General features: G+C 61.9%; 22 protein-coding genes. 9 read left to right on the plus strand and 13 right to left on the minus strand.

The window, feature by feature from the left end:
- Positions 1-21: 21 nt before the first annotated feature.
- The 5 genes from ACTJLB_RS03640 to ACTJLB_RS03660 all read right to left on the minus strand — a co-directional run bounded on the left by ACTJLB_RS03640 (position 22) and on the right by ACTJLB_RS03660 (position 4,841).
- Positions 22-534 carry an RNA polymerase sigma factor gene (locus tag ACTJLB_RS03640; RefSeq protein ID WP_440782517.1) on the minus strand — a complete coding sequence of 171 codons (513 nt, stop codon included), beginning with the start codon at positions 532-534 and terminating at the stop codon, positions 22-24.
- Positions 535-1,290: 756 nt separating this feature from the next.
- Complete coding sequence (locus ACTJLB_RS03645; RefSeq protein WP_440782518.1) at positions 1,291-2,253, minus strand: anti-sigma factor family protein; 963 nt, start codon at positions 2,251-2,253, stop codon at positions 1,291-1,293.
- Positions 2,250-2,798 (minus strand): RNA polymerase sigma factor, encoded by a 549-nt coding sequence (locus ACTJLB_RS03650; RefSeq protein ID WP_020070054.1) that lies wholly within the window; start codon positions 2,796-2,798, stop codon positions 2,250-2,252. The genes ACTJLB_RS03645 and ACTJLB_RS03650 overlap by 4 nt, the downstream gene beginning before the upstream one ends.
- 295 nt (positions 2,799-3,093) lie before the next feature.
- Positions 3,094-3,939, minus strand: a complete 846-nt coding sequence (locus ACTJLB_RS03655; protein ID WP_310360009.1) for a CPBP family intramembrane glutamic endopeptidase — start codon at positions 3,937-3,939, stop codon at positions 3,094-3,096.
- Between the two features lie 107 nt (positions 3,940-4,046).
- Positions 4,047-4,841, minus strand: a complete 795-nt coding sequence (locus ACTJLB_RS03660; protein WP_440782519.1) for a GNAT family N-acetyltransferase — start codon at positions 4,839-4,841, stop codon at positions 4,047-4,049.
- On the opposite strand from ACTJLB_RS03660, the gene ACTJLB_RS03665 reads away from it, so the two are divergent.
- The gene (locus ACTJLB_RS03665; RefSeq protein ID WP_408199773.1) at positions 4,840-5,037 is read left to right on the plus strand and encodes a hypothetical protein; all 198 of its coding nucleotides are present in this window, start codon (positions 4,840-4,842) and stop codon (positions 5,035-5,037) included. The genes ACTJLB_RS03660 and ACTJLB_RS03665 overlap by 2 nt on opposite strands.
- Here the strand turns inward: ACTJLB_RS03665 and ACTJLB_RS03670 are convergent.
- The 5 genes from ACTJLB_RS03670 to ACTJLB_RS03690 form a co-directional block, all read right to left on the minus strand.
- A complete protein-coding gene (locus tag ACTJLB_RS03670) occupies positions 5,034-6,266 on the minus strand; it encodes an MFS transporter (protein ID WP_408172028.1) in 1,233 nt (410 codons plus the stop codon). The two genes, ACTJLB_RS03665 and ACTJLB_RS03670, sit on opposite strands and share 4 nt — an antisense overlap.
- Before the next feature lie 93 nt (positions 6,267-6,359).
- Positions 6,360-7,631: an epoxide hydrolase family protein gene (locus ACTJLB_RS03675; RefSeq protein ID WP_440782520.1), complete on the minus strand. Its 1,272-nt coding sequence runs from the start codon at positions 7,629-7,631 to the stop codon at positions 6,360-6,362.
- A 236-nt stretch (positions 7,632-7,867) separates the two neighbouring features.
- Positions 7,868-8,155 (minus strand): hypothetical protein, encoded by a 288-nt coding sequence (locus ACTJLB_RS03680; RefSeq protein ID WP_440782521.1) that lies wholly within the window; start codon positions 8,153-8,155, stop codon positions 7,868-7,870.
- Between the two features lie 64 nt (positions 8,156-8,219).
- The gene (locus tag ACTJLB_RS03685) at positions 8,220-8,471 is read right to left on the minus strand and encodes a DUF4148 domain-containing protein (RefSeq protein WP_440782522.1); all 252 of its coding nucleotides are present in this window, start codon (positions 8,469-8,471) and stop codon (positions 8,220-8,222) included.
- 306 nt (positions 8,472-8,777) lie between these two features.
- Positions 8,778-9,977, minus strand: coding sequence for a cytochrome P450 (locus tag ACTJLB_RS03690; protein WP_440782523.1), 1,200 nt, complete (start codon positions 9,975-9,977; stop codon positions 8,778-8,780).
- Between the two features lie 320 nt (positions 9,978-10,297).
- Between ACTJLB_RS03690 and ACTJLB_RS03695 the strand changes: the two genes are divergently transcribed.
- The 3 genes from ACTJLB_RS03695 (at position 10,298) to ACTJLB_RS03705 (ending at position 12,342) form a co-directional block, all read left to right on the plus strand.
- Entirely contained in the window at positions 10,298-10,627 is a 330-nt protein-coding gene (locus tag ACTJLB_RS03695) for a DUF4148 domain-containing protein (protein ID WP_027804956.1), read from the plus strand.
- 151 nt (positions 10,628-10,778) lie between these two features.
- Positions 10,779-11,810 carry an alpha/beta fold hydrolase gene (locus tag ACTJLB_RS03700; protein ID WP_020070045.1) on the plus strand — a complete coding sequence of 344 codons (1,032 nt, stop codon included), beginning with the start codon at positions 10,779-10,781 and terminating at the stop codon, positions 11,808-11,810.
- 22 nt (positions 11,811-11,832) lie between these two features.
- Positions 11,833-12,342 carry a cytochrome P460 family protein gene (locus ACTJLB_RS03705; RefSeq protein WP_440782524.1) on the plus strand — a complete coding sequence of 170 codons (510 nt, stop codon included), beginning with the start codon at positions 11,833-11,835 and terminating at the stop codon, positions 12,340-12,342.
- 107 nt (positions 12,343-12,449) lie between these two features.
- Here ACTJLB_RS03705 and ACTJLB_RS03710 read toward each other — a convergent pair whose 3' ends face one another.
- On the minus strand, positions 12,450-13,037 hold the full coding sequence (locus ACTJLB_RS03710) for a TetR/AcrR family transcriptional regulator (protein ID WP_408493036.1): 588 nt from the start codon (positions 13,035-13,037) through the stop codon (positions 12,450-12,452).
- A gap of 63 nt (positions 13,038-13,100) precedes the next feature.
- Positions 13,101-14,069 carry a LysR family transcriptional regulator gene (locus ACTJLB_RS03715; protein ID WP_408493035.1) on the minus strand — a complete coding sequence of 323 codons (969 nt, stop codon included), beginning with the start codon at positions 14,067-14,069 and terminating at the stop codon, positions 13,101-13,103.
- 160 nt (positions 14,070-14,229) lie between these two features.
- On the opposite strand from ACTJLB_RS03715, the gene ACTJLB_RS03720 reads away from it, so the two are divergent.
- The 4 genes from ACTJLB_RS03720 to ACTJLB_RS03735 all read left to right on the plus strand — a co-directional run bounded on the left by ACTJLB_RS03720 (position 14,230) and on the right by ACTJLB_RS03735 (position 18,584).
- Positions 14,230-15,519 carry an MFS transporter gene (locus ACTJLB_RS03720; RefSeq protein WP_087751631.1) on the plus strand — a complete coding sequence of 430 codons (1,290 nt, stop codon included), beginning with the start codon at positions 14,230-14,232 and terminating at the stop codon, positions 15,517-15,519.
- Between the two features lie 118 nt (positions 15,520-15,637).
- Entirely contained in the window at positions 15,638-17,146 is a 1,509-nt protein-coding gene (locus ACTJLB_RS03725) for a M81 family metallopeptidase (protein ID WP_440782525.1), read from the plus strand.
- Positions 17,147-17,385: 239 nt separating this feature from the next.
- Positions 17,386-17,721: a DUF4148 domain-containing protein gene (locus tag ACTJLB_RS03730; RefSeq protein WP_440782526.1), complete on the plus strand. Its 336-nt coding sequence runs from the start codon at positions 17,386-17,388 to the stop codon at positions 17,719-17,721.
- Between the two features lie 83 nt (positions 17,722-17,804).
- Complete coding sequence (locus ACTJLB_RS03735) at positions 17,805-18,584, plus strand: alpha/beta fold hydrolase (protein WP_020070038.1); 780 nt, start codon at positions 17,805-17,807, stop codon at positions 18,582-18,584.
- Between the two features lie 103 nt (positions 18,585-18,687).
- On the opposite strand, the gene ACTJLB_RS03740 is transcribed toward ACTJLB_RS03735, so the two are convergent.
- Complete coding sequence (locus tag ACTJLB_RS03740; protein ID WP_131320323.1) at positions 18,688-19,020, minus strand: hypothetical protein; 333 nt, start codon at positions 19,018-19,020, stop codon at positions 18,688-18,690.
- Between the two features lie 415 nt (positions 19,021-19,435).
- On the opposite strand from ACTJLB_RS03740, the gene ACTJLB_RS03745 reads away from it, so the two are divergent.
- Positions 19,436-24,514, plus strand: a complete 5,079-nt coding sequence (locus tag ACTJLB_RS03745) for a trifunctional serine/threonine-protein kinase/ATP-binding protein/sensor histidine kinase (RefSeq protein ID WP_440782830.1) — start codon at positions 19,436-19,438, stop codon at positions 24,512-24,514.
- Positions 24,515-24,582 lie beyond the last annotated feature (68 nt).

The raw sequence follows: 24,582 nt of genomic DNA on the forward strand, positions 1-24,582 counted from the left end.
TCCCGCTTGACGGAGCCGGCGCTATCTCGCCGTTTTGCAGTCGTCATCGAACAGCGCGCCGATGGTCCGCCGCGCGCGCGACAGTCGGCTCATCACGGTGCCCACAGGTATGTGCAGCGCGTCGGCTGCCTCCTGATAGCCGAAGCCTTCCACGCTCACCAGCAACAGGACGACACGCTGCGCTTCAGGCAGCCGCTCGACTGCCGCGATGATCTGCTGAGCCAGCGCACCCGCTTCCGACGCGGAGCCCGGATCGGCGACTGTCTCCGACAACGTGTCGCTCCATTCGGCCTGCAACTGGCTGCGCTGATCGCGCTGCTTCAGATCGTTGAGCCATGTTGAATGGACAATCGAGAACATCCAGTTCAATGCCGAAGTACCGGCGCGCAATTGATGCGCTCGCTCCAAACCCCGTATGCATGCTCTTTGCACCAGCTCTTCCGCGTCGTAGCGATTCCGTGAAAGACGGAATGCGAACGACCAGAGCCGCGGGAGCATGTCGGGGAGCAGAAGTGAGAGATCGGTTTGCTTCATTGCCCATGTAACGCTGATAAGAAATGCCACCCCTCTGCCTTATATGCCGTGTATGTCGCGTGGCCGGGCGAAGTGCTCTAAACCGGCCGAACGCATTCATCAACTGACGCAGGCGGACCACGCGTTACAGAGAATCCTGCTGAAGAAGTCCTTACACCTCTGGCAATGCATCGGACATGTTGTCCAGGCGACGACTATCCCTTCTCTGCGACGCGCATTAACGACTCGAATAACGAAGCCGTACAACGATTGGAACGCCTCAAGGTATCTGGCGTATGTCGGCGAAGTGGAGTTCTGCAATGTTGTGTAGCTGCCGCTCAGATGGATACATTGCAAAAAAATCGAGGGCGTAATTGGGAAGTATGTGTTGGGAGTGCTGCCCGTTACACACGACATGCCGAGAAGAATGAATGGCGCTGCAACCAGGAAGCGTTGCTGCCGGATGCCAAGTCGGTGTTTCCGCGCATACGGGCGCGTGTTATCGCTGGCGTACTGATTAAACGCATTTCGGGTGGCAGGTGCTGACTTGCCCGGCGACGCGTGACAGCGGCAATCATCCCAGTGCCGCTCACCTGAGGATCGCGAGAAGGAAGGGCGGATGCCGCGCGTGTGCCGGCGTGATAGCTAAGATGCAATCTTCAGGCGGCGCTGTAGCGAGTCGCCTTCGGATCGCCGATGTTCGTGTGGACAGTGCTGACGCAAGTACTCAAAGCTGCCCGAGGTGCGACACGTGGGCAGTTGTTGAAATACTGTTACTCAACTCGCGAATGGGCGTTCGGCTTTGGACAACTGGCCGATGAGTTCCTCAACATTGCTTTCGGAAATCCGTTTTCCGAGCGCACCGAGATCGGTATCGCCGGGCGTGGCGATTAGCGCATAGGTCAGTTTGTCGCGCCGCCACGTGACGACGTCCATGCTGTCCACCTGTTGTTGCGCGAGCGCCGAGTCGGCCTTTTCGTCCTTCATCACGCACAGTGCAACAGGCAAGCCTTTTTCGGGTAAATAAACGATCTGCACCAGCGGCTTGTTGTTATAGCGCAGCCGCTGTATGCGTTTGAATGTCAGTCCGGCCGAACGCAGGTCGGGCACGCGAATAGGCAGTCCGTCGTCGTGACGGATGTTATCGACAACGTGCGCGGCCGCGGCCATATTGGACGAATCCAATGCGACGGTATCACGCGTGTAAAGGCGCTGATAACTGACTGCCGCCATGACCCACGGCGACGCGCCGCCTTGTGCGCCGTCGTGCATGCCGTTCTGCCCGGCCACCTGAGCGGTCGATTGCGCGAAGCCGCCTTGCGCAGCGCCAGGCGCGAAGCGCAGCACCACGCCGCAGCAGAAAGCGCCGGCGACGAACGCGACCGCGAGCCACGGTGCCGCGGTGCGTAAGCGCGAGCGTACCGGCAGGGAAGGGCCTGCGAGAGGATCGGGCTGCGAGTCGGGGGCAGGCGCGCCATGGTTGCCGCCCACCGGCGACGCCGCCGCGGGTGTCGCGTACGCTTGCGCGAGCTCGGCGATTTTGCGAGTGAGGCTTTCCGGAACCGGCGGCAATGCCTGTTGCTGGAACGCGCGCCGATACGGCAGCACCGACGCTTCGAGTAACGCAACGCGTTCGGCGACATCGGCCGAGGTGCGAATTGCCTTCTCGACTTCCTCGCGCTCGTGTGGCGTTAGTTCGCCATCCACATATGCCATGAGCAGGATGTCTTCCATTTTCATGCCCCTTGGTCCTTACTAATCGCCGCGCTGTTTACGCGTTCTTCTTTTAGGTCACTAAAGAGGGCGCCGATGGCCTGGCGAGCCCGCGAAAGCCGGCTCATTATCGTGCCGATCGGCACGCCCAGCGCCTCGGCCGCTTCCTTGTAGGAAAGGCCCTCCACGCCTACCAGCAGCATAACGACGCGCTGTGCTTCGGGCAACCGCTGCACCGCCTTGACGATCTGGCCATCCATGACGTTCTGTTCCGGGGTGCGGGCGGCCGGGTCGGCGACGGTTTCCAGGAAGTCGTCGTCCCAATCCATGCCCGAGCGCCCGCGCACGCTGCGCGCGCGCAGTTCGTTGATCCACGTGGATTGCACGATCGAAAACATCCAGCTGAGCGGCGCGGTGCCCGGTTGCAACTGATGCGCGCGTTCTAGTGCGCGCACGCAGGCACGCTGCACGAGATCTTCGGCATCGTGCTGATCTCCCGAAATACGCAGCGCGAATGCCCACAGACGCGGCAGCAGCGGCGGAAGCATGGCGGACAGGTCGGCGGCGGTCATTGGCACGAGTCCTCGTCCGATACGGCACTGCCGGCGTGCACCGGCTCGGCGAATAAGTGCTCTCCGATATGACAGGAGCACCGCTGTCGGGTTGATTCGTGCGGCAGGGTCCGCGTCTGACTCGAACGTCGACGCTTGAGGACCGGTTGCGGTATCTGACGAGTATCCATGGGTTCAGGCGAAATTGGGCAGGCAATCCATCAACACGTAAACAACCCGATCGAATTATTATTCCATCAGGGCTGAAACATAACGCAAATTGCCGTATCGCACTTACCCGGCGCATTTGGGCTTTTTATGACCGGGCGATGAATGGATAGGTAAACAAGCCGAATTGCACCAGATTGAGTCCGAAGTGCGTAAGCATCGCGGCCTGCAGTCCGCCGGCACGATACGCCAGGCCGTAGCCGAGCCCCGATAGTCCCGCCAGCACAACCAGAGCCGTGCCACCCTGATAGTGCGCGAGACCGAAGAGAACGGCCGCGACGATCAGTCCGAACCACCAGGCTTGCGGCCGCGCTTTCATCAAGCGCGTTATTCCTGCCTGAATATAGCCGCGGAAGAATGCTTCTTCAGCGAACGCAACGAATAGGAAATTGTTGAGCATCCAGAGCCATGCGAGATGCGGCCACTTCGGCGCCCATGCAATCGAGCCGGCTTCAAACGCAATAAAAAGGCAGACCGCCGACGTGAGCGCACAAGCGCCGAGCGCAGAAACGGCCACCACCGGGAATGATTTCTTCAGCTGAACCCACGGATAGGTGAGTACCAGCCAGAAGCCGATTAACGGCTTATCGAAGTTCAGGTACATCGTATAAGGCGCGGCGTCGGGCGTGAAACGCGTGGCATCGATCACCTTCAGGTTCTGAAAGCCCGGTAACCAGTGCTGAAAGAGGCCGAGCGCCACGATTACGAAAACGACATTGCAGAGCAGTTTGCCGAGCGGCGAAGGGTTCCACTGCAACAGAATGCCGGTGCACAGCAGTAAGGCAATTGGAAGTATTGCGAGTACATGCAATTGTCCAAGTGCAAACGCGAGCCCGTAACCGATAGCGAGAAGGACTAATGTCAGTCGGCGGGGCGCTCGAAAAATTGCCGTGGAAGCGGCGATAAAAATGGCAATCCATGGCAATGCGGCCATTAGAACTTCCGGAAATATGTAAAGGCTATTGTTTGCTCTGCGCCGCGGCTTTACACCGCGGCTTAGCAGCACAGCTAGCAACGCGGATATGCGCGTCAGCTCACGCTTCAGGCCGGCCGATAAGTCTTGAATACCGTCGTGCGATGGTAGCCGACTCTCATGTAAACGGGCAGGCCCGCGTCGGTAGCGTGCAGGATGGTCCGCCTGATCGCCGTTGCATGGTAGGCCGCATTGAGCGCATAACGGACGGTGGCCTCGCCGAATCCGTTGCGTTGCGCGTCTGGCCGCGTCGCCACGAGCGCGAGATAGATGGCTCCGTCGTTGACAATCGCTGCTGCTGTCGAGACCGGCTGACCATTCAGATAGCCGATGTAAGCAAAAGCAGTTTTCTTCCAGAACGTCGAGCCCGCAAGGCCCGCGCGTCCTGCTTCGAGCGGAAAACCGTATCCTTCGCTATTGATGTCGGCATAGGCCTGCAATGCCGTTTCGCTGTCGACGCGCGCAAAGTCCAGCACCGGATGCGGCAAGCCCGTTTCGACCGGCAGGATATCGCCGGCCATACCGGTGATATCGAGCGCGAAAGTCAGATTCTCGCTGGCGGCGATCGCGTCGAGTTCTTCACGCGCCGCACCGCTCAGCAGATCTTCGCAGACGTACACGAGGCCGCTGTGCTGTTTTGCCAGCATATAAGTACGCGACATTCTCAGACGAACGCGCAGCAGATCGCGATCCGAAATGTTCTCGTTGATGAATAGCGCGTTCCAGAACGGGAACGGGCTGTCCGCCCAGCACACCGAGAGCCCCGCTTTATCGCGCAGATCGGCTCCCTTGCGGTCGCCGGCCAGTACTTTCCACATTGACACGTACTGGTCGTTGGATTCGAGAATTTCTGATCTTTTCATGACTATGGGGCTGTTGGATGAAGACGCGATGCAGGCGAAGCAATGGCGCAGAGATGCCTGCCGGCGCATATTCGAGCGTTGTATCAGTCAAGAACACCTGAGCCTCCGGCTTTATTCCAATGGCACGGTGTTTTTGGCAAAACGGGTTGTCATCGCCAGATGCGTCGTTGAAAGCGCGCGGCCAGATGTCAATTAACGCGGCTCGGACATCGCGGGCATCGCTTTGCTTCCCGATTGCGACAAGGGTCTTAATAGCGGCACCATCGACGTAATTGCGACAGCTACCAGGAAGAGCATCAGATACGAGGCGAAATAGCCGTCCGTGCGATCTCGCAGAAAGCCGAAGCTCAACGGCCCGAGCGCCGCCACCAGATAGCCGACGAAGAGCATGAATACGCTCCATGCATTGGTCTCGGCCGGCGTATGGGTGTTGTCGAGCGGCAAGGTCATCGCAAGCGTAAAACACATGCCTTGGCCGATGGCGATCAATACGATGCACGGCACGGGAAAAGCCGTAGGAGCGAAAGCAAGGCCGCCGAGTCCAAGCGCCGTGATAGCCGACGCGAGTCCCAACCAGCCGCGCCGGTCGCTCGAATGGCCGGCTTTCATGCCCATACCGAAGCTGCTCAACGCGAACACGCAAGTGAAGAGGCCCAGAACGAGGCCGGGTGAAAGCGCACCGATATTCATCTCCGCACTCGACGAAGCAAGCCACGCGAAGCACGCATAGACAATGAACTGACTCGCGCCGAAGTAGATGGCAACGCGCCAGGCGTCGATTCTCGTCCACGGAAGTCCGGCCGCCGCCGCAGATTTCGCGGGCTGGCGTTGTTCACGTTCACCGGTCTCCGGTTGCTGGAAGCGGTGAGCGAGTTTGCGCCAGCTCACAATGGCAGTAATGCAAAGCGCACTCCATAACGCCACGGCCACGCGCCAGCCGCCGAGGCTATGCGCGATATAACCCGACGAGCTTGCGGCAACCGTTGCGCCCACGCTGAGTCCCGCGCTGTAGATGCCCATGAAGTACGACGCGTCGCGCGCAAAGTGCTTTTTGACCCACCCGCCAATCAGGGAGCCGGAGATTGCGATGCCGATTCCCGCGAACACGGTGCAAACGAGCAGCACGGCCGCCGAGCCTGCCAATGCGCGAGCAATCATCGCAATGCAAAGCAGAGCGAGCGCGGCGACCACCGCGTTGTCTGTGCCGAACCGGCGCGCGACACCCGGCGCGACCAGCGCGAACACACCCATGCAGATGTCGGGAATCGCAGTGAGCAACGAAGCCTGCGTGTAGCTCAGGCTGAAACTCCTCTGTATCGAATCGAGTACCGGGCCGATCGAAACGATTGGCGGACGCAGCGCGACCGAAAGTATCAGAAGGGCAATGGCCGCGGCCGCTTTCTTTGTATTCGTGGATTCAGGCATGGAATTCCTGGCGTTGTGGCACTCGCTGCCGAAGTTGGCATGCGAAACGTCACGGCGACAGCGCGAGGCGCTCGCCGTGACTTACCGCTCTTCTTAACGAAGCGTGCGAAACGCGGCGCGAACTTCGGTTGCGAACAGTTGCGGCTGTTCCCACGCGGCGAAGTGACCGCCTTTGTCGACTTCGTTGAAATAGATCAGATTGTGATAGGCGCGCTCGGTCCAGCTACGCGGCGCCTGATAGATCTCACCGGGAAAGACCGTCACCGCGGCGGGTAACGAAATATCGACGGCATTGAAGTTGTTGGAATGATCTTCCCAATAGATCTGCGCGGCAGAAGTCGCGCTGTCCGTCAGCCAGTAAAGCGAGATGTCGTCGAGAATTTCGTCGCGGGTGAGCGAGCGTTCCGGCACGCCGCCGCTATACGTCCATTGCGAAATCTTGTCGTACATCCAGGCGGCCTGGCCCACAGGCGAATCCGCGAGTGCATAACCTACGGTTTGCGGGCGGGTCACCATCATCGATGCATAGCCGCAATTGTCGCGATAGAAAACATTCAGCGAGTTATAGGCGGCTTTCTCTTTCGGCGACAGATCGGCCGGCGCCGGTTCTCCGAGCAGGAGCAAGGTAGCCAGATCCGGCGGTACGGTTGCGGGCATGTTGACGTGAATGCCGATCAAGCCTTTTACTTTTTGCATCGCCATGCGGTGCGAGATGACCGATCCGCAATCGCCGCCTTGCGAAACGAACCGCGTATAGCCGAGACGCGCCATCAACTCGCCCCACGCGCGAGCGATATGGTCTGAGCCCCAGCCGGTTGTCTTCGGTTGTCCGGAGAAACCGAAACCCGGCAGTGACGGCACGACGATGTGAAACGCGTCGTCGGCACTTCCGCCGTAAGCGGTGGGGTCGGTGAGCGGGCCGATGACCTTGATGAGTTCGAAAATCGAGCCTGGCCAGCCGTGCGTCATGATGAGCGGCAAAGCATTCTTGTGGCGCGAACGTACATGAATGAACTGGATGTCGAGCCCGTCTATTTCGGTCATGAACATGGGCAGCGCATTCAGTTTCGCTTCGCCTTTACGCCAGTCGTAATCAGTGCCCCAATACTGCGCTAGCGCCTGCATTCTGACGAGCCGCACGCCTTGCGATTCATCGGCGACGGTTTCCTTACCTGGCCAGCGCGTGGCAGCGATGCGTCGGCGCATATCGGCGATCTCGGCTTCCGGTACGTTGACTTTGAACGGACGAACCTTGCTGTCGCCTGTCGCGGCGAACACGGAGCCGGGAATTAGCCCCATGGCGCCGACTGCGACAGAGGCGGCGAGAACGTGACGTCGAGCGGGAGAAAACGGTGTTGAAGACATGTTTGATTTCCTGACGCTATAAGAAGCCGGCGAGCCGTTCGCGGCGGACCGGAATGTTCACGAAGAGAGCGCTCCACCGCCGAGCCTGTCGATGAGCGAGCGGTATGGAGCGCGAGTCAGACAGCAGCGGACTCAGATCACAGTGATAACGACGTTGCCGGGCATCGGGGCGAATAGCGACACGTCGTATGTGTGAACGATGCAGACATCAGTGCTGTGTAATCAGTGATGTGTAATCAGTGATGTGTATACGGCGCGATGGAGACGCCGGACATTGCGCGCGAGCCTGCTTGCGAAGTCGTGTCAGGCATGCCGCCGTAAGACTGCGCGGCGTCGTCCGCGCTGGCCATCAACTCCGCCTGTTCAGCGCGCACGGTCTGCTCGCTCTGGCCGCGTTGCGAGGACGGCGCGCCGACGAGCGGGTTGTAGTGAGGCGCCGGACCGTAACCGCTGCTGGCGAAAACCGGCGCGGCAACTGCGGCACTTGCGCAGAGAACCGCGGCGATAACAAGGCGCTCGATCATGATGGAACCTCCAATGAATGAATTGGCAGCAAATGTTCTGTGTGGCTGAAATGGGGCGGCTAACCTAGCTGCCTTGATAGAGCTTGCTGAGTGCTGCAAGCTGACCGTCTTTCTCGGCGCGCACCAGTTCCTGGCGAACTTCGGCACGGGTCTTCGATTTCAGTGCTGTCTGGGCCGGTGCCCAGCTAGCCGCTTGCTGAGCGTCAAAGGTGTTGGCATTGGCGTTAACGCCGGCGGACGTCGCCGCAAAAGCGGAAGCACTCATTGCGGAAGCGGCTAAAGCAGCAAAGGCGAAACCTATGATCGAAACTTTCATGTCGTGCTCCTGAAACAGATCGGGTGGAAAGCATCCGTACGGGCATCTGAAAGTCGGCCGGGCACAGTGGGGTTCGCCGCGTCGCGTTGTTCAGATTCCGTCGTTGGAATGCATTAAAGCCACACGAGGTATCTGGTGTGTGTCACGAAAGCTGGCTATTGCAATGCCGTGTATCAGTTCGAATCTCATACACATTGAGAAACAAAACTGTCTATTCATTTGCAATAGCGCTTTGATTGAATCGCGAATAAACAGCGCGACAAACGCAATTAGAAGAAGCCGACGCACCGCGTCGTATGCAATCGCTCAGATATGTATCCGCAACGATTGCACGCCGCGCAGATTATTACGGCGGTGCCAGTTAAGCTGGTCAAGATCTTCGGGCTGCATCTGCGGGAAGCGCGCGAGAAGATCTCGCAGCGCCACTTCCATTTCGAGCAATGCGAGTCTTGCGCCGAGGCAATAGTGAATGCCGCCGCCGAATGCGAGGGAAGGGACACTTGGACCACGGTCGAAGTCGAGTTGGTCGGGATGCGAGAACACCGCGGGATCTCGATTCGCTGCGCCGGTCAGCATGAAGACGATCGTGCCTGGCTTGAGCGTTATGTCGTGAATCACCACTTCTTCCAGCGCGGTGCGTACCACCATTTGCACAGAACTGTCGAAGCGCATGCACTCGGCAACCGCCTTTGCAATTATTGCCGGCTCGCGCCTGAGCGCTTCGAGCCGCGCTGGATGACGAAACAGCGCGACCATTGCATTGCCAATCATGTTCGACGTGGTTTCATGGCCTGCAATGAATAACAGTATGACGTTCGAGACGATTTCATCGTCGCTTAAGGTCGTGCCCTCGTCCTCGACATGAACCAGCGACGAAACGATGTCGTCGCCGGGGCGTGCACGGCGCTGCTCGATGACCGTGCGGAAATAGCGTTCTAGCGTGAGCGCGGCTTCATTTGCATCGGCGAGCGCAGCCTCATCGAGCGGCGCGAGATCGAATGCGGCGACGAGGCGGCTCGCGGCCACACCGAGTTCAGTGCCATCAGAAGAGGGGATATCGAGCAGCCGGCAGATGATCTCGACCGGCAATGGCAACGCGTACTCGCTGAACAGGTCGAATTGGGCCGCGGAGCCGATGCGATCCAGAAGTTCGCGACTGGTCGCTTCGACTATCTCTTTCTGCTTTTCGACTTGTCGCGCGTTGAACGCTTTCATCAGCAGCGTCCGGAGCTTGGTGTGCGCCGGCGGGTTCATCATCAGAAAGGTGCGGCTGAGTGCCTGAAATACCGGTTGTTCGGTGGCCGCGTCGCCGTAACGTGCGCGTACACTTTGCAGATAAGTCTTGCCCATGCGCCGGTCGCGCAACAGCGCGTCGATGATCTCGAAGCGGCCCGTGACGAGCGCGTTGGGCCCGACAGGCAGCAGCGGACCTGCCTCCCGCAGCTTTTCGTACATCGGATAGGGATCGGTAAAGAAGGCGGGAGACGAGAAAGTCGCGAAATTCATCGTGCGGGGTGTTCCAGTAAGTCGGTGGACGGACGGCTACGCCGGTTGCAACCGATAACACCCGGCAGGCTTGTCTTATTCCACCTGCCACAGCGAATGCTGTCCATGCGGAGGAGGGTCAATGCGAGCCGTCTTCGTTTTGTATCCCAATGTGTCTGCGTGCCGGGGCGTTACATAACGTTGCACCGGCGCGGATCGCCGACATACGCCAGATACCTGGAGAGCGTCTAATGATTCCATGCCAGCCGCACTGGCGCTTGCAGAACCCGAAAACGCAAACGGGCGTTTGCGTCGAAAGACATTCTCTTGAGGTGGATATCATGAAAGTCATTCAATCGCTGATTGCCGTCGCTTCCGTCGCCGCTGCCGTTGCACTGCCGTCTGTATCGTTCGCGCAGTCGAACCAGCCGCTGACCCGCGCGGAAGTCCGCGCGCAACTGGTCGAATTGCAGAACGCCGGCTATAACCCCGCAAGCGATCAAACGCAGTATCCGAAGAACATCCAGGCCGCAGAGGCACGTATCGACGCCCAGAAGAATGTGCTCGCATCATCGTATGGATCGTCTACTTACGGCAGCTCGGCTTCCGGTTCGCCGCATTCGTCCGAGTCGGATGTCATCGGCCTCGGCCCGATCTACGCCAAGCCTTAACGAAACACACCGTTCATTTATCCCACTGCCTGTATTCATTTCGACGATCGACCTGTTCGTGCGCCGCTGATCGCGTGCGGACTCGTTAAGAGTTTTTTCCGCGAGTGCATGCAGGTCCTACCAGGTTTTCGTACAAGAAGAGGAAATAGCCATGTCTGAACAGGTCAATACGCGGCGGCGCCGTCTGCTCGGCACGACGGTCGCAGGCATCAGCCTGATGGAACTCGGTTTGAGCGGACTCGCGCACGCGCAGTCGAGCGGCACGAAATCCGGATCCGGCGCCACGTCGTTCGAGAACTTACGGCAGATCAACGCCGGCACGCTGAACATCGGTTACGCGGAAACAGGTCCGCAAAATGGCCCCGTCGTCATTCTGGTGCACGGTTGGCCGTACGACATCTATAGCTACGTGGAAGTCGCGCCGCTGCTGGCCGCCGCCGGCTACCGCGTGATCGTGCCGTACCTGCGTGGCTACGGCTCGACGCGCATTCTTTCGGCGGATACGCCGCGCAACGGCCAGCAGGCGGTTATCGCGGTCGACATCATCAACCTGATGGACGCGCTGAAGATCGACAAGGCCATTTTCGGCGGCTTCGACTGGGGCGCGCGCACCGTGAACATCATTGCGGCACTGTGGCCGGAGCGCTGCAAGGCGATGGTGTCGGTCAGCGGTTATCTGATTGGCAGCCAGGAAGCCAACAAAGCGCCGTTGCCGCCGAAAGCGGAACTTGCCTGGTGGTATCAGTTCTACTTCGCGACCGAGCGCGGCGTAGCCGGCTACGACGCGAACCGTCACGAGTTCAACAAGCTGATCTGGCATACGGCCTCGCCGAAATGGAATTTCGACGACGCGACGTACGAACGCACGGCGGCATCGTTCGTTAATCCCGATCACGTCGCGATCGTGATTCACAACTACCGCTGGCGTCTCGGCCTCGCGTCCGGCGAGCCGAAATACGACGACCTGGAGAAGCGCCTGGCAATGGGCCCGACCATCTCCGTGCCGACCATCACGATGGAAGGCGACGCCAACGGCGCACCGCATCCGGAGCCGTCGGCCTACGCGAAGAAGTTCACAGGCAAGTACGCGCATCGCAACATCGGCGGCGGCGTGGGGCATAACCTGCCGCAAGAAGCACCGAAAGCTTTCGCCGACGCCGTCATCGACGTCGCCCGTTTCTGAGCGGACGAACGGGAGACACGCAATGCGAACAATCCGGCTTGCACAGGTTGCGCTGAATGCGGCGCTCCTGCTTGGCACGGTGGGACATCATGCGCTGGCGGAGCCCGCGAAGTCGGCGCCCTCGCCAATCTACGGGGTGACGATTCCGGATGGCTACCGCAAGTGGCAGATGATCGCGCCTGCGGAAGAGGCCGCGCCGCTCGACGAACTGCGCGTGGTGCTGGGCAATCCCGCCGCGATCAAGGCAATCGAGAAGTCGACGTTGCCGTATCCCGACGGCACCATCCTGGTCAAGCTTGCGTACAAGCGCAAGCAGTCGCCCGAGTTCGCGACGGCGACCATCCCCGGAGAGCCCACTACCGTTCAGGTGATGGTCAAGGACTCGCGCCGTTATGCGTCGACGGGAGGCTGGGGTTTCGGGCGTTTCATCAACGGGCAGCCCGTTGACGCCGCGCAGCACGAGACGTGCTTTGCGTGTCACGCGGCGAAGGTGAAGGATCGCGATTATGTGTTCACGCGATTTGCGCCGTAGCCGAGGCGGCACGCGCACCGGGTGCATGTGAGTGTTTCAGAAGGGCGGGCTGCAGCGATGTGAATATCGCTGCAGCCCGTTCGAACGTTACGGTGTTCTTCGCTCTGCTATGAACGCACGACCAGCCGCTCGACGGCGAATTTCGCAAGGCGTCGCAGCGCAGCCGGCGTCATGCCTGCGCGTGCATTCAATTGAATGCTTTGCATGGTGCTGCCGATGAACAGCGCCACTTCTTCCGCGTTCATTTGCGGATCGATCTCGCCGTCGCGCTGCGCCTGTTCGATGCGAGCCAGCAAATGCTGCTTCAGGCGCTTTGCGCCTGCTGCGCGGATCGCGACGATATCGGCATCGCTCGCGCCGAACTCGGCGGCGCTGTTCACGCCCATGCAACCGTTTGCGCGCTCGGCGGCGTCCGACCCAATCGCGCCCAGCAACATCGCCTTGATGCCGGCTAGCGCCGACGCGCCGCGTGTGAGCCGCTCGACGTGCGCCGCGATGCTGTGCTGCTGATAACGGTCGAGCGCTTCCAGGTAGAGCTTGCGCTTGTCGCCGAATGCGTTGTACAGACTCTGCCGGCCAATTTCCATGGCCGCGAGCAGGTCGTCCGTGGACGTCGCCGAGTAACCCTTGGACCAGAACACGCGCATGGCGCGATCCAGCGCTTCGTCCCGATCGAATTCACGTGGTCTCACCATATCTTCAGCCTGGTAGTTGTGGACTGAACAATCAATAAAAAAGTTTCGCCGTATATGCCGCGGCTAGCCGCCGCTTGCGCGGCTGGATGTGCGTTTTTGCGGTTTGTGTCTGTGAGCGTTTCCGCGTGCGAACATCGGCATGCGTTCCTCGATCCATTTCAACAGTTCGAGCGGCCCGGCGGCGAGCGGCCGGTCGGCTTTGACCAGCACTCTCGCCTGCGCGCTTTCAAAGAGCGGATGGGCGACCGGAACGGTGGTGAACTCGTCGCTGGCGAGTTCGCGGTATGCGGCAAATTCTCCGATCAGCGTCATGAAGTTCTCCGCCGTGACGAAGCGCTTGAGGGCGCTCAACGAGTTGGTGGTCAAAGTTGCACGGATCGACACGTTCGCGGCCACCTGTGCCATCGACACGACATGACCGATGCCGAACGTAGACGGCATGAGCGCGAGCGGATAGGCCTGCAAATCCTCGAGACGCGCCGGGCCGCCACGTTTGACCAGAGGATGGTCCTTTCTCAGCAGCAGCACAACCGGCTGCGCGGAACTCGCCCGATACGCGATGCGCGCGTGCGGCGGTGGATTATAGGCGAGACCGATATGGGCGCGATTCTCCGCGACCTCGTCGAGGATCGCGTCTACCGCCAGCATCGTCATGCTGACTTCCAGACCGGGGTAGCACGTGCAGAACGGCGCGAGCACGTCGTCGACGAAGGTATCGACGAAACCTTCGCTGACAGCCAGTTGAATTTGCCCGGTGCGCAGCCCCCTCAGCGCGTGCAGCTGGTCTTCGAGCTTCTCCTGTTGCGAGCGGTAGCCGCGCCAGAACTCGAGCAGATGCATGGCGGCTTCGGTCGGTTTGACGCCGCGCGCCTGGCGCTCGAACAGGACGGCACCCAGTTCGTCTTCGAGCAGTTTGATCTGCCGCGTGATGACCGACGGCGACGTGTTGATGTGTTCGGCCGCGCCGCGAATCGTGCCGTGACTGAGCACCTCGTGGAAATAGCGTAGCCGCTGCTGGTTGATTTCTCGCATTTGATCGCTCCCACCGCCGGACCCCCGCTTACCGCAGGATTGGTGTCTGTTGCCCATAAGACAACGATATGTGAACTTAGTTGCTCTTGCTAGTCCGTTTTTGCGCTGCCACCATCGACTCAACCCCTGCAACGGGCCAGCAAGGCATACGGAGACAACCATGTCAGCAATCCATCCCTCGGCCGCCGGCGATCCCGCCGCCGCGCTCTACAGCAAGCTTAACTGGCGGCTGCTGCCGTTCCTTGTGGCCTGCTACATGTTCGCCTATCTCGACCGCGTCAACGTCGGTTTCGCGAAATTGCAGATGCAGTCCGACCTCGGTTTCTCCGACGCCGCATACGGCGTTGGCGCGGGCATTTTCTTCATCGGCTATGTGTTGTTCGAATTGCCGAGCAATCTGATGCTGCCGAAGGTCGGCGCTCGCAAGACGTTCAGCCGCATTCTGGTGCTATGGGGTATCACGTCGGCGTGCATGCTGTTCGTGCGAAGCGTGCCGGCGTTTTACGCGATGCGCTTTTTGCTGGGCGTCTTCGAAGCGGGCTTTGCGCCGGGCATGATCTATTACCTGTCGTGCTGGTACGGCCCGGCGCGCATGGCCCGCGCCATCGCGTTGGTGTTCGTTGCGGGACCGCTGGGCGGCATTGTCGGCGGACCGGTGTCGGCGTGGCTGATGACGAGCCTCGCCGGCGTCGGCGGCCTCGCCGGCTGGCAATGGATGTTCCTCGTCGAGGGTTTGCCGTGCATCGTGCTGGGCTTGCTGACGCTGCGCGTGATATCCGACCGACCCGCCGACGCGCGCTGGCTCGATGACGGCGAAAAAGCACTGCTCGAAGGCGAAACCGCGCCGACCCAGCATCGCGCGGATTCCTTCAAGGCGGTGCTGAAAAGTCCGCGAGTTTATGTGCTCGCGCTCGCTTACTTCAGCGTCATCTTTCCGATCTACGCGATCAGTTTCTGGCTGCCCACGTTGCTTAAGGAGCAAGGCGTGACCGATACGGTGCGCCTTGGCTGGTACACGGCGATTCCGTACGTGGCGGCTGCCGTCTGCATGTATCTCGCGGGCCGCAGTTCCGACCGTTTCGGCGAGCGCCGCTATCACTGCGCGATTCCGGCGCTAGGCGCGGCAGTCTGTCTGATCGCCACGGTCTTTGCGGACGGCAATCTCCCGCTCACGCTTCTCGCACTGACGTTGGGCACCGCGTGCTTGTGGATGGCCTACACGGTGTTCTGGGCGATCCCGTCGCAACTCGTTGAAGGGACGGCGGCGGCGGGCGGCATCGCGCTCATCAATACCGTTGGACTGTCCGGCGGATTCTGGGGGCCGGCGGTGGTCGGCTGGACCAAGGCTGGGACCGGCAGCATGCATGCGGGGCTTCTCGTCATGGCGTGCGCCGCCGCGCTGGCCGCCATTCTGATCCTGAAGGGCAAGTTGACGATGAAGCAGCAATAGCCGCTTCAAAGCGGGCTTCGCAGATCCGTATCGCGACATGACAGATAGGTATCCGAATTAATTTGTCGCTGCTGCGTCGTGATTTCGCGCAGCGGTGAAACACATCAAGGTGGACCACATGAAAATCCTGATTGCCGGTTTCCAGCATGAAACCAATACGTTCGCGCCGACCAAGGCGTCTTATGAGAGCTTTGTCCAGGGCGAAGGCTTCCCGCCGATGGTTCGCGGCGCAGACGTGTTCAGCCTGCGAGACGTCAACGTGCCGATCGGCGGCTTCATCAAGGTCATGGAAGCGAACGGCCGCGCACTGAAGCCGGTGATCTGGGCTGGCGCGAGCGCGTCGGCACATGTCACCACGGATGCGTTCGAGCGGATCGGCGGCGAGATCATCGCGGCCGTCGAGCAAGGCGGCTTCGACGCGATCTATCTGGACCTGCACGGCGCAATGGTGACCGAGCAGCACGACGACGGCGAGGGCGAGTTGCTGGAACGCGTGCGGCGGATCGTCGGCGATCGCATGCCCGTGGTCGTATCGCTCGATCTGCATGCGAACGTCACGGCCCGCATGTTCGCTCATGCGAGTGCGCTCGTTGCGTACCGCACGTATCCGCACGTCGACATGGCGGAAACCGGCGAGCGCGCCGCGCGTATTCTCGAAGATCTGATGTGGGAGAAACGCCCGTTGCATCGCGCGGTACGCCGGGTTCCTTTCCTGATTCCGGTAAACGGCATGTGCACGCTCGTCGAGCCGGCGAACGACATGTACCGCATGCTCGCCGATCTCGAGAAGCGCCCGGTCGTATCGGTATCGTTCGCGCCTGGCTTCCCTGCGGCAGATTTTCCTGAATGCGGTCCGACAATCTGGGCCTATTCGTTCGACGAAGACGCGGCGACGCAGGCCGCCGACGCGTTGTTTGCCAGGATCGTCGGCGAGGAAGCGCGCTGGGACGTGCCGTTTCTCTCACCCGACGAAGCCGCGCTCGAAGCGATTCGCGTGAGCGCATCCGCATCGCGCCCGGTCATCATCGCGGACACGCAGGACAACCCGGGCGTGGGCGGCGACTCGAACACCATGGGCATGGTGCGCGCGCTGTTGCGCAACGGCGCGAAGGATGCGGCAGTCGGCGTGATCTGGGACGCACAGGCGGCGGCCGCGGCACATCGCGCGGGCGTCGGGGCGCGCATTGCGTTGCGGCTCGGCGGCGGTGCGGGCGTGGAGGGCGATGCGCCGCTCGAAGCCGAGTTCGAGGTCGAGCACCTGTCGGACGGACGCTTCCGTTTCGACGGGCCGATGCTCAACGGCATGGAAGGCGAGTTGGGTCCGGTCGCATGCCTGCGAATCGAAGGCGTGCGGATCGCGGTGAGCTCCGTGAAAATGCAGGTCTTCGACCGCAATCTGTTCCGCGTGGCGGGCATTGAACCCGAGCGAATGAAGATCCTGGTCAACAAGAGTTCTGTCCATTTTCGCGCAGATTTCGAAGCGATCGCAGAGGCGATTCTCGTCGCCAAAGCGCCGGGCCCCATGGCCGCCGATCCTGCTGATCTGCCGTGGACGCATCTCGATCCGGAAATGCGAGTGCGGCCACTCGGTCCGTCGTTCAGTGATTTCAATACGGTAGCGGGCTGATTGGCTTCACTGCGGTTTTGTATCGCAGTGTATCCAGGCCGTGCCCCGATAAACACGCTTGCATTAAACGGGTTCGCGAAAACATTCCAGATACGTCGGCGGGTTCAAATGTCGTCACGCAAGGTTGATTCGCAACACTGCGCCCGATTCGGGTGACACGCTAGCTCGTAGATATGGGCTGCAGAGTGTTTCAACCGAACTTCTGACCTTTGAATGCCGTCGTTTTCTGGAGAAAGCTCATGAAACTCGTTCAATCCCTTCTCGTTGCCGCACTCGTTGCCGTCCCCGCTGTTTCATTCGCCCAGTCGAGTCACGCGGTGACGCGTGCCGAGGTGCGCGCGGAACTCGTTCAGTTGCAGAAGGCCGGCTACAACCCCGCCAGCGACAGCACCCAATATCCGAGGAACATCGAAGCCGCTGAAGCGCGCGTTGCCGCGCAGAACGCCTCGGCCGCCGCAGCATATGGCGGCGTCGTGCAAAGCCGTTCAGCAGCAGGCTCGCGTGCACAGACGACCGGCGCATCGGCGCCGCAGCAGGGCGTGGTCGGTCTCGGTCCGATCTACGCGCACTCGTGATACACGCGGCGGCGCGCGTTCGCCGCGCGTCGTCTGCGCAATAGTTCAATCAACGTCAACTCCATTCTGCCGGAAGAAAATCAATGACCAGGCTTCTCAAGAAATTCGTCGGTTCCGCGTTGCTGCTCGGCGGACTGTTCGCGCTGCAAGCATCGCACGCGGCGCCGCCGCAGGACCTGAAGGGCAAGAACATCGTGCTGGTGCACGGCGCATTCGCCGACGGTTCAAGTTGGGAGAAAGTGATCCCGCTGCTCGAAGCGCGCGGGGCACACGTGGTCGCAGTACAAAATCCATTGAGCTCGCTGGCCGACGACGTTGCCGCGACGAAACGCGTGATCGAGCAGCAAAACGGACCTGTGGTTCTGGTCGGCCATTCGTGGGCAGGCGTGGTGATCAGCGAGGCGGGCAACGAAGACAAGGTGAAAAACCTGGTCTACGTGGCGGCATTCGCGCCGGATAGCGGTCAATCGATCGAAGACATCACGAAGGGCAAGCCGGCGCCTGTATGGGCGAGTGAATTGCAGAAAGACTCGGCCGGCAATCTGACGCTGTCGACCAAAGCGGTGCTCGAAGATTTCGCGCAAGACGTGCCTTTGCCGCAGCGCCGTGTGATCGCTGCAACGCAAGGTCCGTGGGCTTCGGCATGTATCGGCGAGAAGGTCACGAAAGCAGCGTGGCATGACAAGCCGTCGTACTTCGTGGTGACCGAGCGGGACCGCATGATCGATCCGGGCCTGCAACAGACAATGGCGAAGAACATCGGCGCGCACGTGACGTTGGCGAATGCAAGCCACGTCGCGATGGTCAGCCAGCCGAAGCTCGTTGCCGACACGATCATCGCCGCGGCGAAGGCTGCGCAATAAGCTGCAATAGGCGCTAGTAAGCGGCAAAACAGCAGCAGCCTCGCTGCTAGCTTCATCGATTATTCGCCCGCTCACGCACGTGAGCGGGCGAATGATCCGTTGTTCAAACCGACACGTTAATCTGTTGTCCAGAAGCTTTCTGTTGTTGCATCTCTCGCTGTGCCTCCATCTCTTTCTTCAGCATTTCCCGGACTTTCGCCAAAATCTTCTCGCGCTCTTCCGGCGACATTTTCTTCAGTTCTTCTTCGGTGACTCCCAGCTTCGCGAGAATCATCTTTTCCATGCGCTCGCCTGGCGTGCCTTTCACATAATCGGTGAGTTCAGCCAATAGCGACTGGAACGACGGCTTATTGCTGCTACTCGCGCCAACCGACGTCGAGCCCGAAGTCGCAGATGTACCGGCGACGCTATTCACTTTCGAAAAATCGATGGTCATTGTTTTCCCCGAAGTTGGCTGCGGCTGATCGGCGGCAGCGGACGATTGTTAATTATGGATCAGTTGGTCCATAATAGGGCGTGCTTTTTCCGAAGGCAAGTGCGCAACGGCCTGTTTCAGGCCGTTATACGTGAACAGTACTGCTTCGGAATCAGGACAGTTCTAATCATCGATAGGGTACAGTTGTCGTGCTTTGATACGTACGATCGTACAGATTCTGCAATGTCTATTTTGTTTTCACTGCCTGACCCGAAATGAACTGGGAGTGGGTATTATTTTCGGCGCACACCGTTAGATAGATGCCAACTGGCTGCCCGTGGAACGGGGGTGAAGGAGTGTGCAATCGTCTGCATGGGTGCTGTGCGCACCTTCCCTGAACTGCTCGCGCGCGTCGCTGCGTCCATACCGTCTTCGCATGATCGAACTGTCGAACCGAAGCTTTATCGAACTGGGCAATGGTTCACCGCGTCTGCAACGAGCGGTTGCCGACGGCGCGTCGTCGGTGCTCGTCGCCGGCCGCGGGAGCGGTGCGCCGGCCGTGCTGGCGGCGCTGCAGCGCGAATACGCGTTGCGCGCCGCGCTGCATGAAACGTGGTCGGCGGTTCCGCAGGCGCTCGTGCCGCACGGCGAAGGCGCGCTGCTCCTGCTTGCCGATCCGGGCGGCGAGCCGTTGCGCTGCTGCAGCGGCTCACGCCAGGCCGGCACCGCAGCCTTCCTGAAGATCGCCATCGGCCTTGCGAGGGCCGTCGGCGCCATGCACGCGGCGGGCATCGTGCATCGTGCGCTGTCGCCAACCCGCTTTCTCGTGAACGACGAAGGCCAGGCGTTTCTCACCGGCTTTGGCTCCGCCACCCGTCCCGGCGACACCACTGCTTCGCCAGACGCCGACCTCGAATGGAACGACGGCAGCTTCATCTACATGGCGCCCGAACTCGGCGCGCGTATGAACGTGCCGGTTGACGAACGCGCCGATCTCTATTCGCTTGGCTGCATCTTCTATCAGTTGCTGACAGGCATGCCGCCGTTCGAGGCCGCCGACACCGCCGCGCGCGTGCATGCGCACGCGACCCACCGGCCGCATCCGCCGCACGAACTCGCCGCCGACGTGCAGCCGCAAATCTCGCGGATCGTGATGAAGTTGCTCGAGAAAGCGCCCGAGCAACGTTACGCCGACGCGGCGGGGCTGCTTGCGGACCTGCATCGATGTGAGGACCTGCAACGGCGTCACGGCGAGATCGCGCCTTTTACGCTCGACACCCATGCGGCGCTGCAACGCCTGCAGCAGGCCGACCGGGTGCTCGGCCGCGACGACGAAATCGAGGCGCTGCTCGCGCAGTTCCGTGCGGTCGTAGATGGACGGCAAGCCCGTGTCGCGTGGGTGTCGGGCAGTTCCGGGATCGGCAAGTCGACGCTGCTGCAAGAAGCCGTTGCGCGGATGCAGCGTGTGAGCCCGCCGCTTCTCGCCGTCAGCAAGAGCGAGGAAGGTCATCGCGGCAAGCCGTATGCGATTCTCGGCCAGGCGCTCGAGCAGTTGCTGCGCTTCGTGCTCGGCTGCCCCGACGGCGAGTTTGCGATCTGGCGTGAGCGCATCGCCACGGCCACGGCGCCCGTCGGCCGCACGCTGAGCACATTTCTGCCCGCGCTCGGCGCCGTGCTCGGCCCGCAGCCCGAAGCGCTCGACCCGCCGGACGCCGCGCCGGCGCTCGAACGCGAGCGGGTGCTTCAGGGGATCGCGCGGTTGATCGCGTGCTTTGCGAACGGCGCGCGTCCGCTCGTTCTCGTGCTCGATGATCTCCAGTGGGCAGACACCGGCACCTTGCAGGTGCTGGAGCGGCTGCTGCATCAGCATAGCGATGCGGCGCTGCTGCTGATCGGCGCGTTCCGCGACAATGAAGTGGCTGCGGATCACCCGTTGCGCGCGGGCAAACTGGCCGATGTGGCCGCCGCGCGGCATGTGCAACTCGGGCCGCTGAACGAGGGCGCGCTACGTGAATTGATTGCGCGTGCGCTACATCAGGACGCGGACTCGCTCGGGCCGCTCGTGGAGATGATCGGCCGCAAGACCGGGCGCAATCCATTTTTCGCGCACCATCTGCTGCGCCTGCTCGCGGACGACGGCCTCCTCGAATACGACGTGGAGTCGTCCGCGTGGCGCTGGAGTCTCGAACAGATGACGGCACAGCGCGGCGTCGAAAACGTCGTCGAACTGCTCGCGCGAAAGCTCGGACAATTGCCCGCCGCCACGCAATTCATGCTGCGGGTGCTGGCCTGCCTCGGGCAGCGCGCGTCCACTTCAACGCTCGCGGTGGCGGCCGGGTTGTCCGAACTCGATGCGACCCGGCATTTGCAACCCGCGCTCGAAGCCGGCACGGTATATCGCGAGAACGGCGACTGGGTGTTCTGGCACGACCGGATTCGCGAGGCGACTTATACGTCGATGCCGGCAGCCGAGCGCGCCGCGCTGCATTTGCAGATCACCCGTCGCCAGTTGGCGAACCGGGGCGGCGAGACGGATGTGTTCGCGCTCGCGGCACAAGCCAACCTCGCGCGCCCGGCGCTCGACGATCCCGACGAACGGCGCGTCTTCGCGCGCCTCAATCTGGACGCCGGGCGCGAGGCGAAAGCCGCAACGGCGCACGATTCGTCACTCGGCTTCTTCCGCGCGGCGCTCGACTTGCTGGGCGACCAGGCGGCGAGCGAAGACGGCCTGCTCGCCCGCAAGCTGTGCGGCGAGGCCGAGTTCATGACCGGCGCGCTCGAGGTTGCCGAGGCGCGCCTGTCGGCGCTGGAAGCCGAGGCGGGCGACGGCATCTTCGGCGCCGATCTTGCGCGGCTGCGCGCCGCGCTCTACACGACGCTCGGCCGCTATGATCTCGCGCTCGGCGTGGGTCTCGCGTTTTTGCATCGCGCGGGTATCGAGGTGCCCATGCATCCCGTCGATGCCGACGTGGACCGCGAATACGCGCGTCTGCGCAGTTGGCTGGACCAGCATGGCATTGGCGGGCTGCGCGAGTTGCCGATCATCGCGGATCCGCTGCGGCGCGCCATCACCGACATCATCTCGGACCTCATCCCGCCCGCGCTCTACACCGACCAGAATCTCGTCGACTTCATGCTGCTGCGCTCGGTCAACCTCGCGATCGAGCACGGCCATTCGGACGCGGCCGCGAACGTGTACACGTGCATGAACCAGATCTTCGGCGTGCGTTACGGCGACTACAGCTTTTCGCTTGCGTTCGGCCAGCTCGCGCTGCACCTGGTCGACGAACGCGGGCTCGTACGGTATCGCGCGCGTGTCTACATGGTATTCGGCACCTTCGTCGTGCCCTGGACCTTGCCGGCACGAAGCGCGCGCGATTATGTGCGCCGTGCCTACAACGTCGCCATAGAGAGCAGCGATCACACCTTTGCGCTGTATTGCGGCCGCAACGAAGCCACCGGCATGCTGTTCGCAGGCGAGTTGCTGGCCGACGTGCGCGAGACGGTGGCGCGCGCACTGGCGAGCGCGCGCGACGCCAACTTCCAGCTGGTGATCGACGCGCTGCTGTCGCAATGGGCGCTCCTCACGCACTTGCAGGAAGGCGAGCCCGACGGCCGCGTCGAGATGCCGCCGGTGCCCGTGGACGGCAGGCCGACCACGCTCGTGGACTTCTCTTACTGGGTGTACCGTTTGCAGCGCGCGCTGCTGTTCGGCGACCTCGCGGATGCGCTGGAATCGCGTCAACGTGCCGAAGCCTGCGCGAACGCATCGCGTTCCTTCGCCGAGAGCGGCGAGTTGCCCTTCTACGGGGCGCTCGCGCTGCTCGCATTGCCAGAGCGCGATGCGGCGCAAGAGACTGCGTTGCAGCGCCACGCCGGACAACTCGCGATCTGGGCGCGAGCCTGCCCGGAGAATTTCGTCGGACGATGCGAGCTGGTGCATGCTGAGATGGCGCGTGTCGAAGGCCGCGCGCTCGACGCGCTGGAAGCGTATGCGAGGGCTGTCGCGCACGCGCGTCGTCACGACTTCACGCAGGTCGAAGCGCTTGCGGCCGAGCTTGCGGCGTCGTTCCACGCTGCGCGCGGCGAAGAGGTGAGCGCGCAGGCGTACCTGCGTCACGCGCGCGGGGCGTGGCAACGCTGGGGCGCGATGGCGAAGGCGCGGCAGTTGCAGGCCGGCCACCCCGAACTGTTCGACGCCGACATGGATGCACCCGCCGCGAGCCGTCTTCAGGAACTCGACGTGCAAGCGGTGCTGCGCATTTCGAATGCGCTCGCAAGCGACATCGTCCCGGCGCGGCTCGTCGAAACGCTGTTGCGCACGGCGCTCGAAAGCGCCGGCGCCGGGCAGGGCGCACTCGTTTTGCTGCGCCGCGGCGTATGGCAGGTGCCGGCGCGCGCGCAGGTGGTCAACGGCGCGATCGCCGTCACGCAGGAGGCGGTGCCGTTCACGTCCGACGTGCTGCCGGTCTCGCTCGTGCAGGCCGTCGCGCGTACTCAGGAAGGCGTGGTAGCCGACGACCCGCACGACTCGCCGGTCTATGCGCAGGACGTCTACATCCGCCGCAAGCGTCCGCGTTCGGTGTTATGCGTGCCGTTGATGCGTTATTCGACGCTGGTAGGCGTGCTGTATCTCGAGAACGATCTGGCCGCGAAGGTGTTCACGGCGGCCAAGGCGGCGGTGCTCGAAGTGATCGCGTCGCAGGCGGCCTTCGCGCTGGAAAACGCGCGGCTCTACGACGATCTCGTCGAGCAGAACGAGCAGCGCGCGCGGGCTGAGGAACAGTTGCGCGCCGCGCTCACCGACCTCGCGCGCGCAACGCGTCTGAAGGCGATGGGCGAGCTGGTCGCTTCGATCGTGCACGAAGTCGGGCAGCCGCTCGCCGCCGTGGATACCTCGGCGAGCGCCGCGTTGCGCTGGTTGAGCCGCAGTCCACCGGAAATCGGCGAGGCGCAGCAGATGCTCACGCACATCAGCCGCAGCGCGACGCGCGCGAAAAGCATCATCGAGGCGCTCCGCGCAAAGGCGCGCAAGGCCGAGCCGCAGTTCACGAGGATCGACCTGTCCGAAGCGCTGCGCGAGGCCGCGGCTCTCGTGGCCGCGCACCTGGACACGCTGAACGTCACGCTGGAATTGCGCGGCCTGAACGAACCCGTCTACGTGCATGGCGACCGCGTTCAGTTGCAGCAGGTGGCGATCAATCTGCTGACGAACGGCGCCGAGTCGATGGCTGCGCTCGACACCGGGCGGCTGCTCGTGCTCGCGTGCACGATGGGCGCGGACGGCACGGTGCAGGTGACGGTGGACGATCTCGGCAGCGGCATCGCGCCCGAAGTCGCGGACCGGCTGCTCGAACCGCTCTTCACCACGAAAGACAACGGCATGGGCATGGGCCTCGCCATTTCGCATTCGATCGTCGATGCCCATGGCGGCACGCTGACTCTCGCGCCGCGCGAAGTGACCGGCACGCGCGCCCGGTTCGTGTTGCCGCGGCTCGACGCGGAAGGAACATAAGCAGCGCGCCGCCGTGCGGTTCGCACGAAGCATGTGTGAACCGGCGCCGGCGCTTCGAATTCGTCTAA

Origin of the sequence: Paraburkholderia sp. 22098 (assembly GCF_052045935.1) — a bacterium.
In the GTDB taxonomy this organism is placed as follows: domain Bacteria; phylum Pseudomonadota; class Gammaproteobacteria; order Burkholderiales; family Burkholderiaceae; genus Paraburkholderia; species Paraburkholderia caledonica.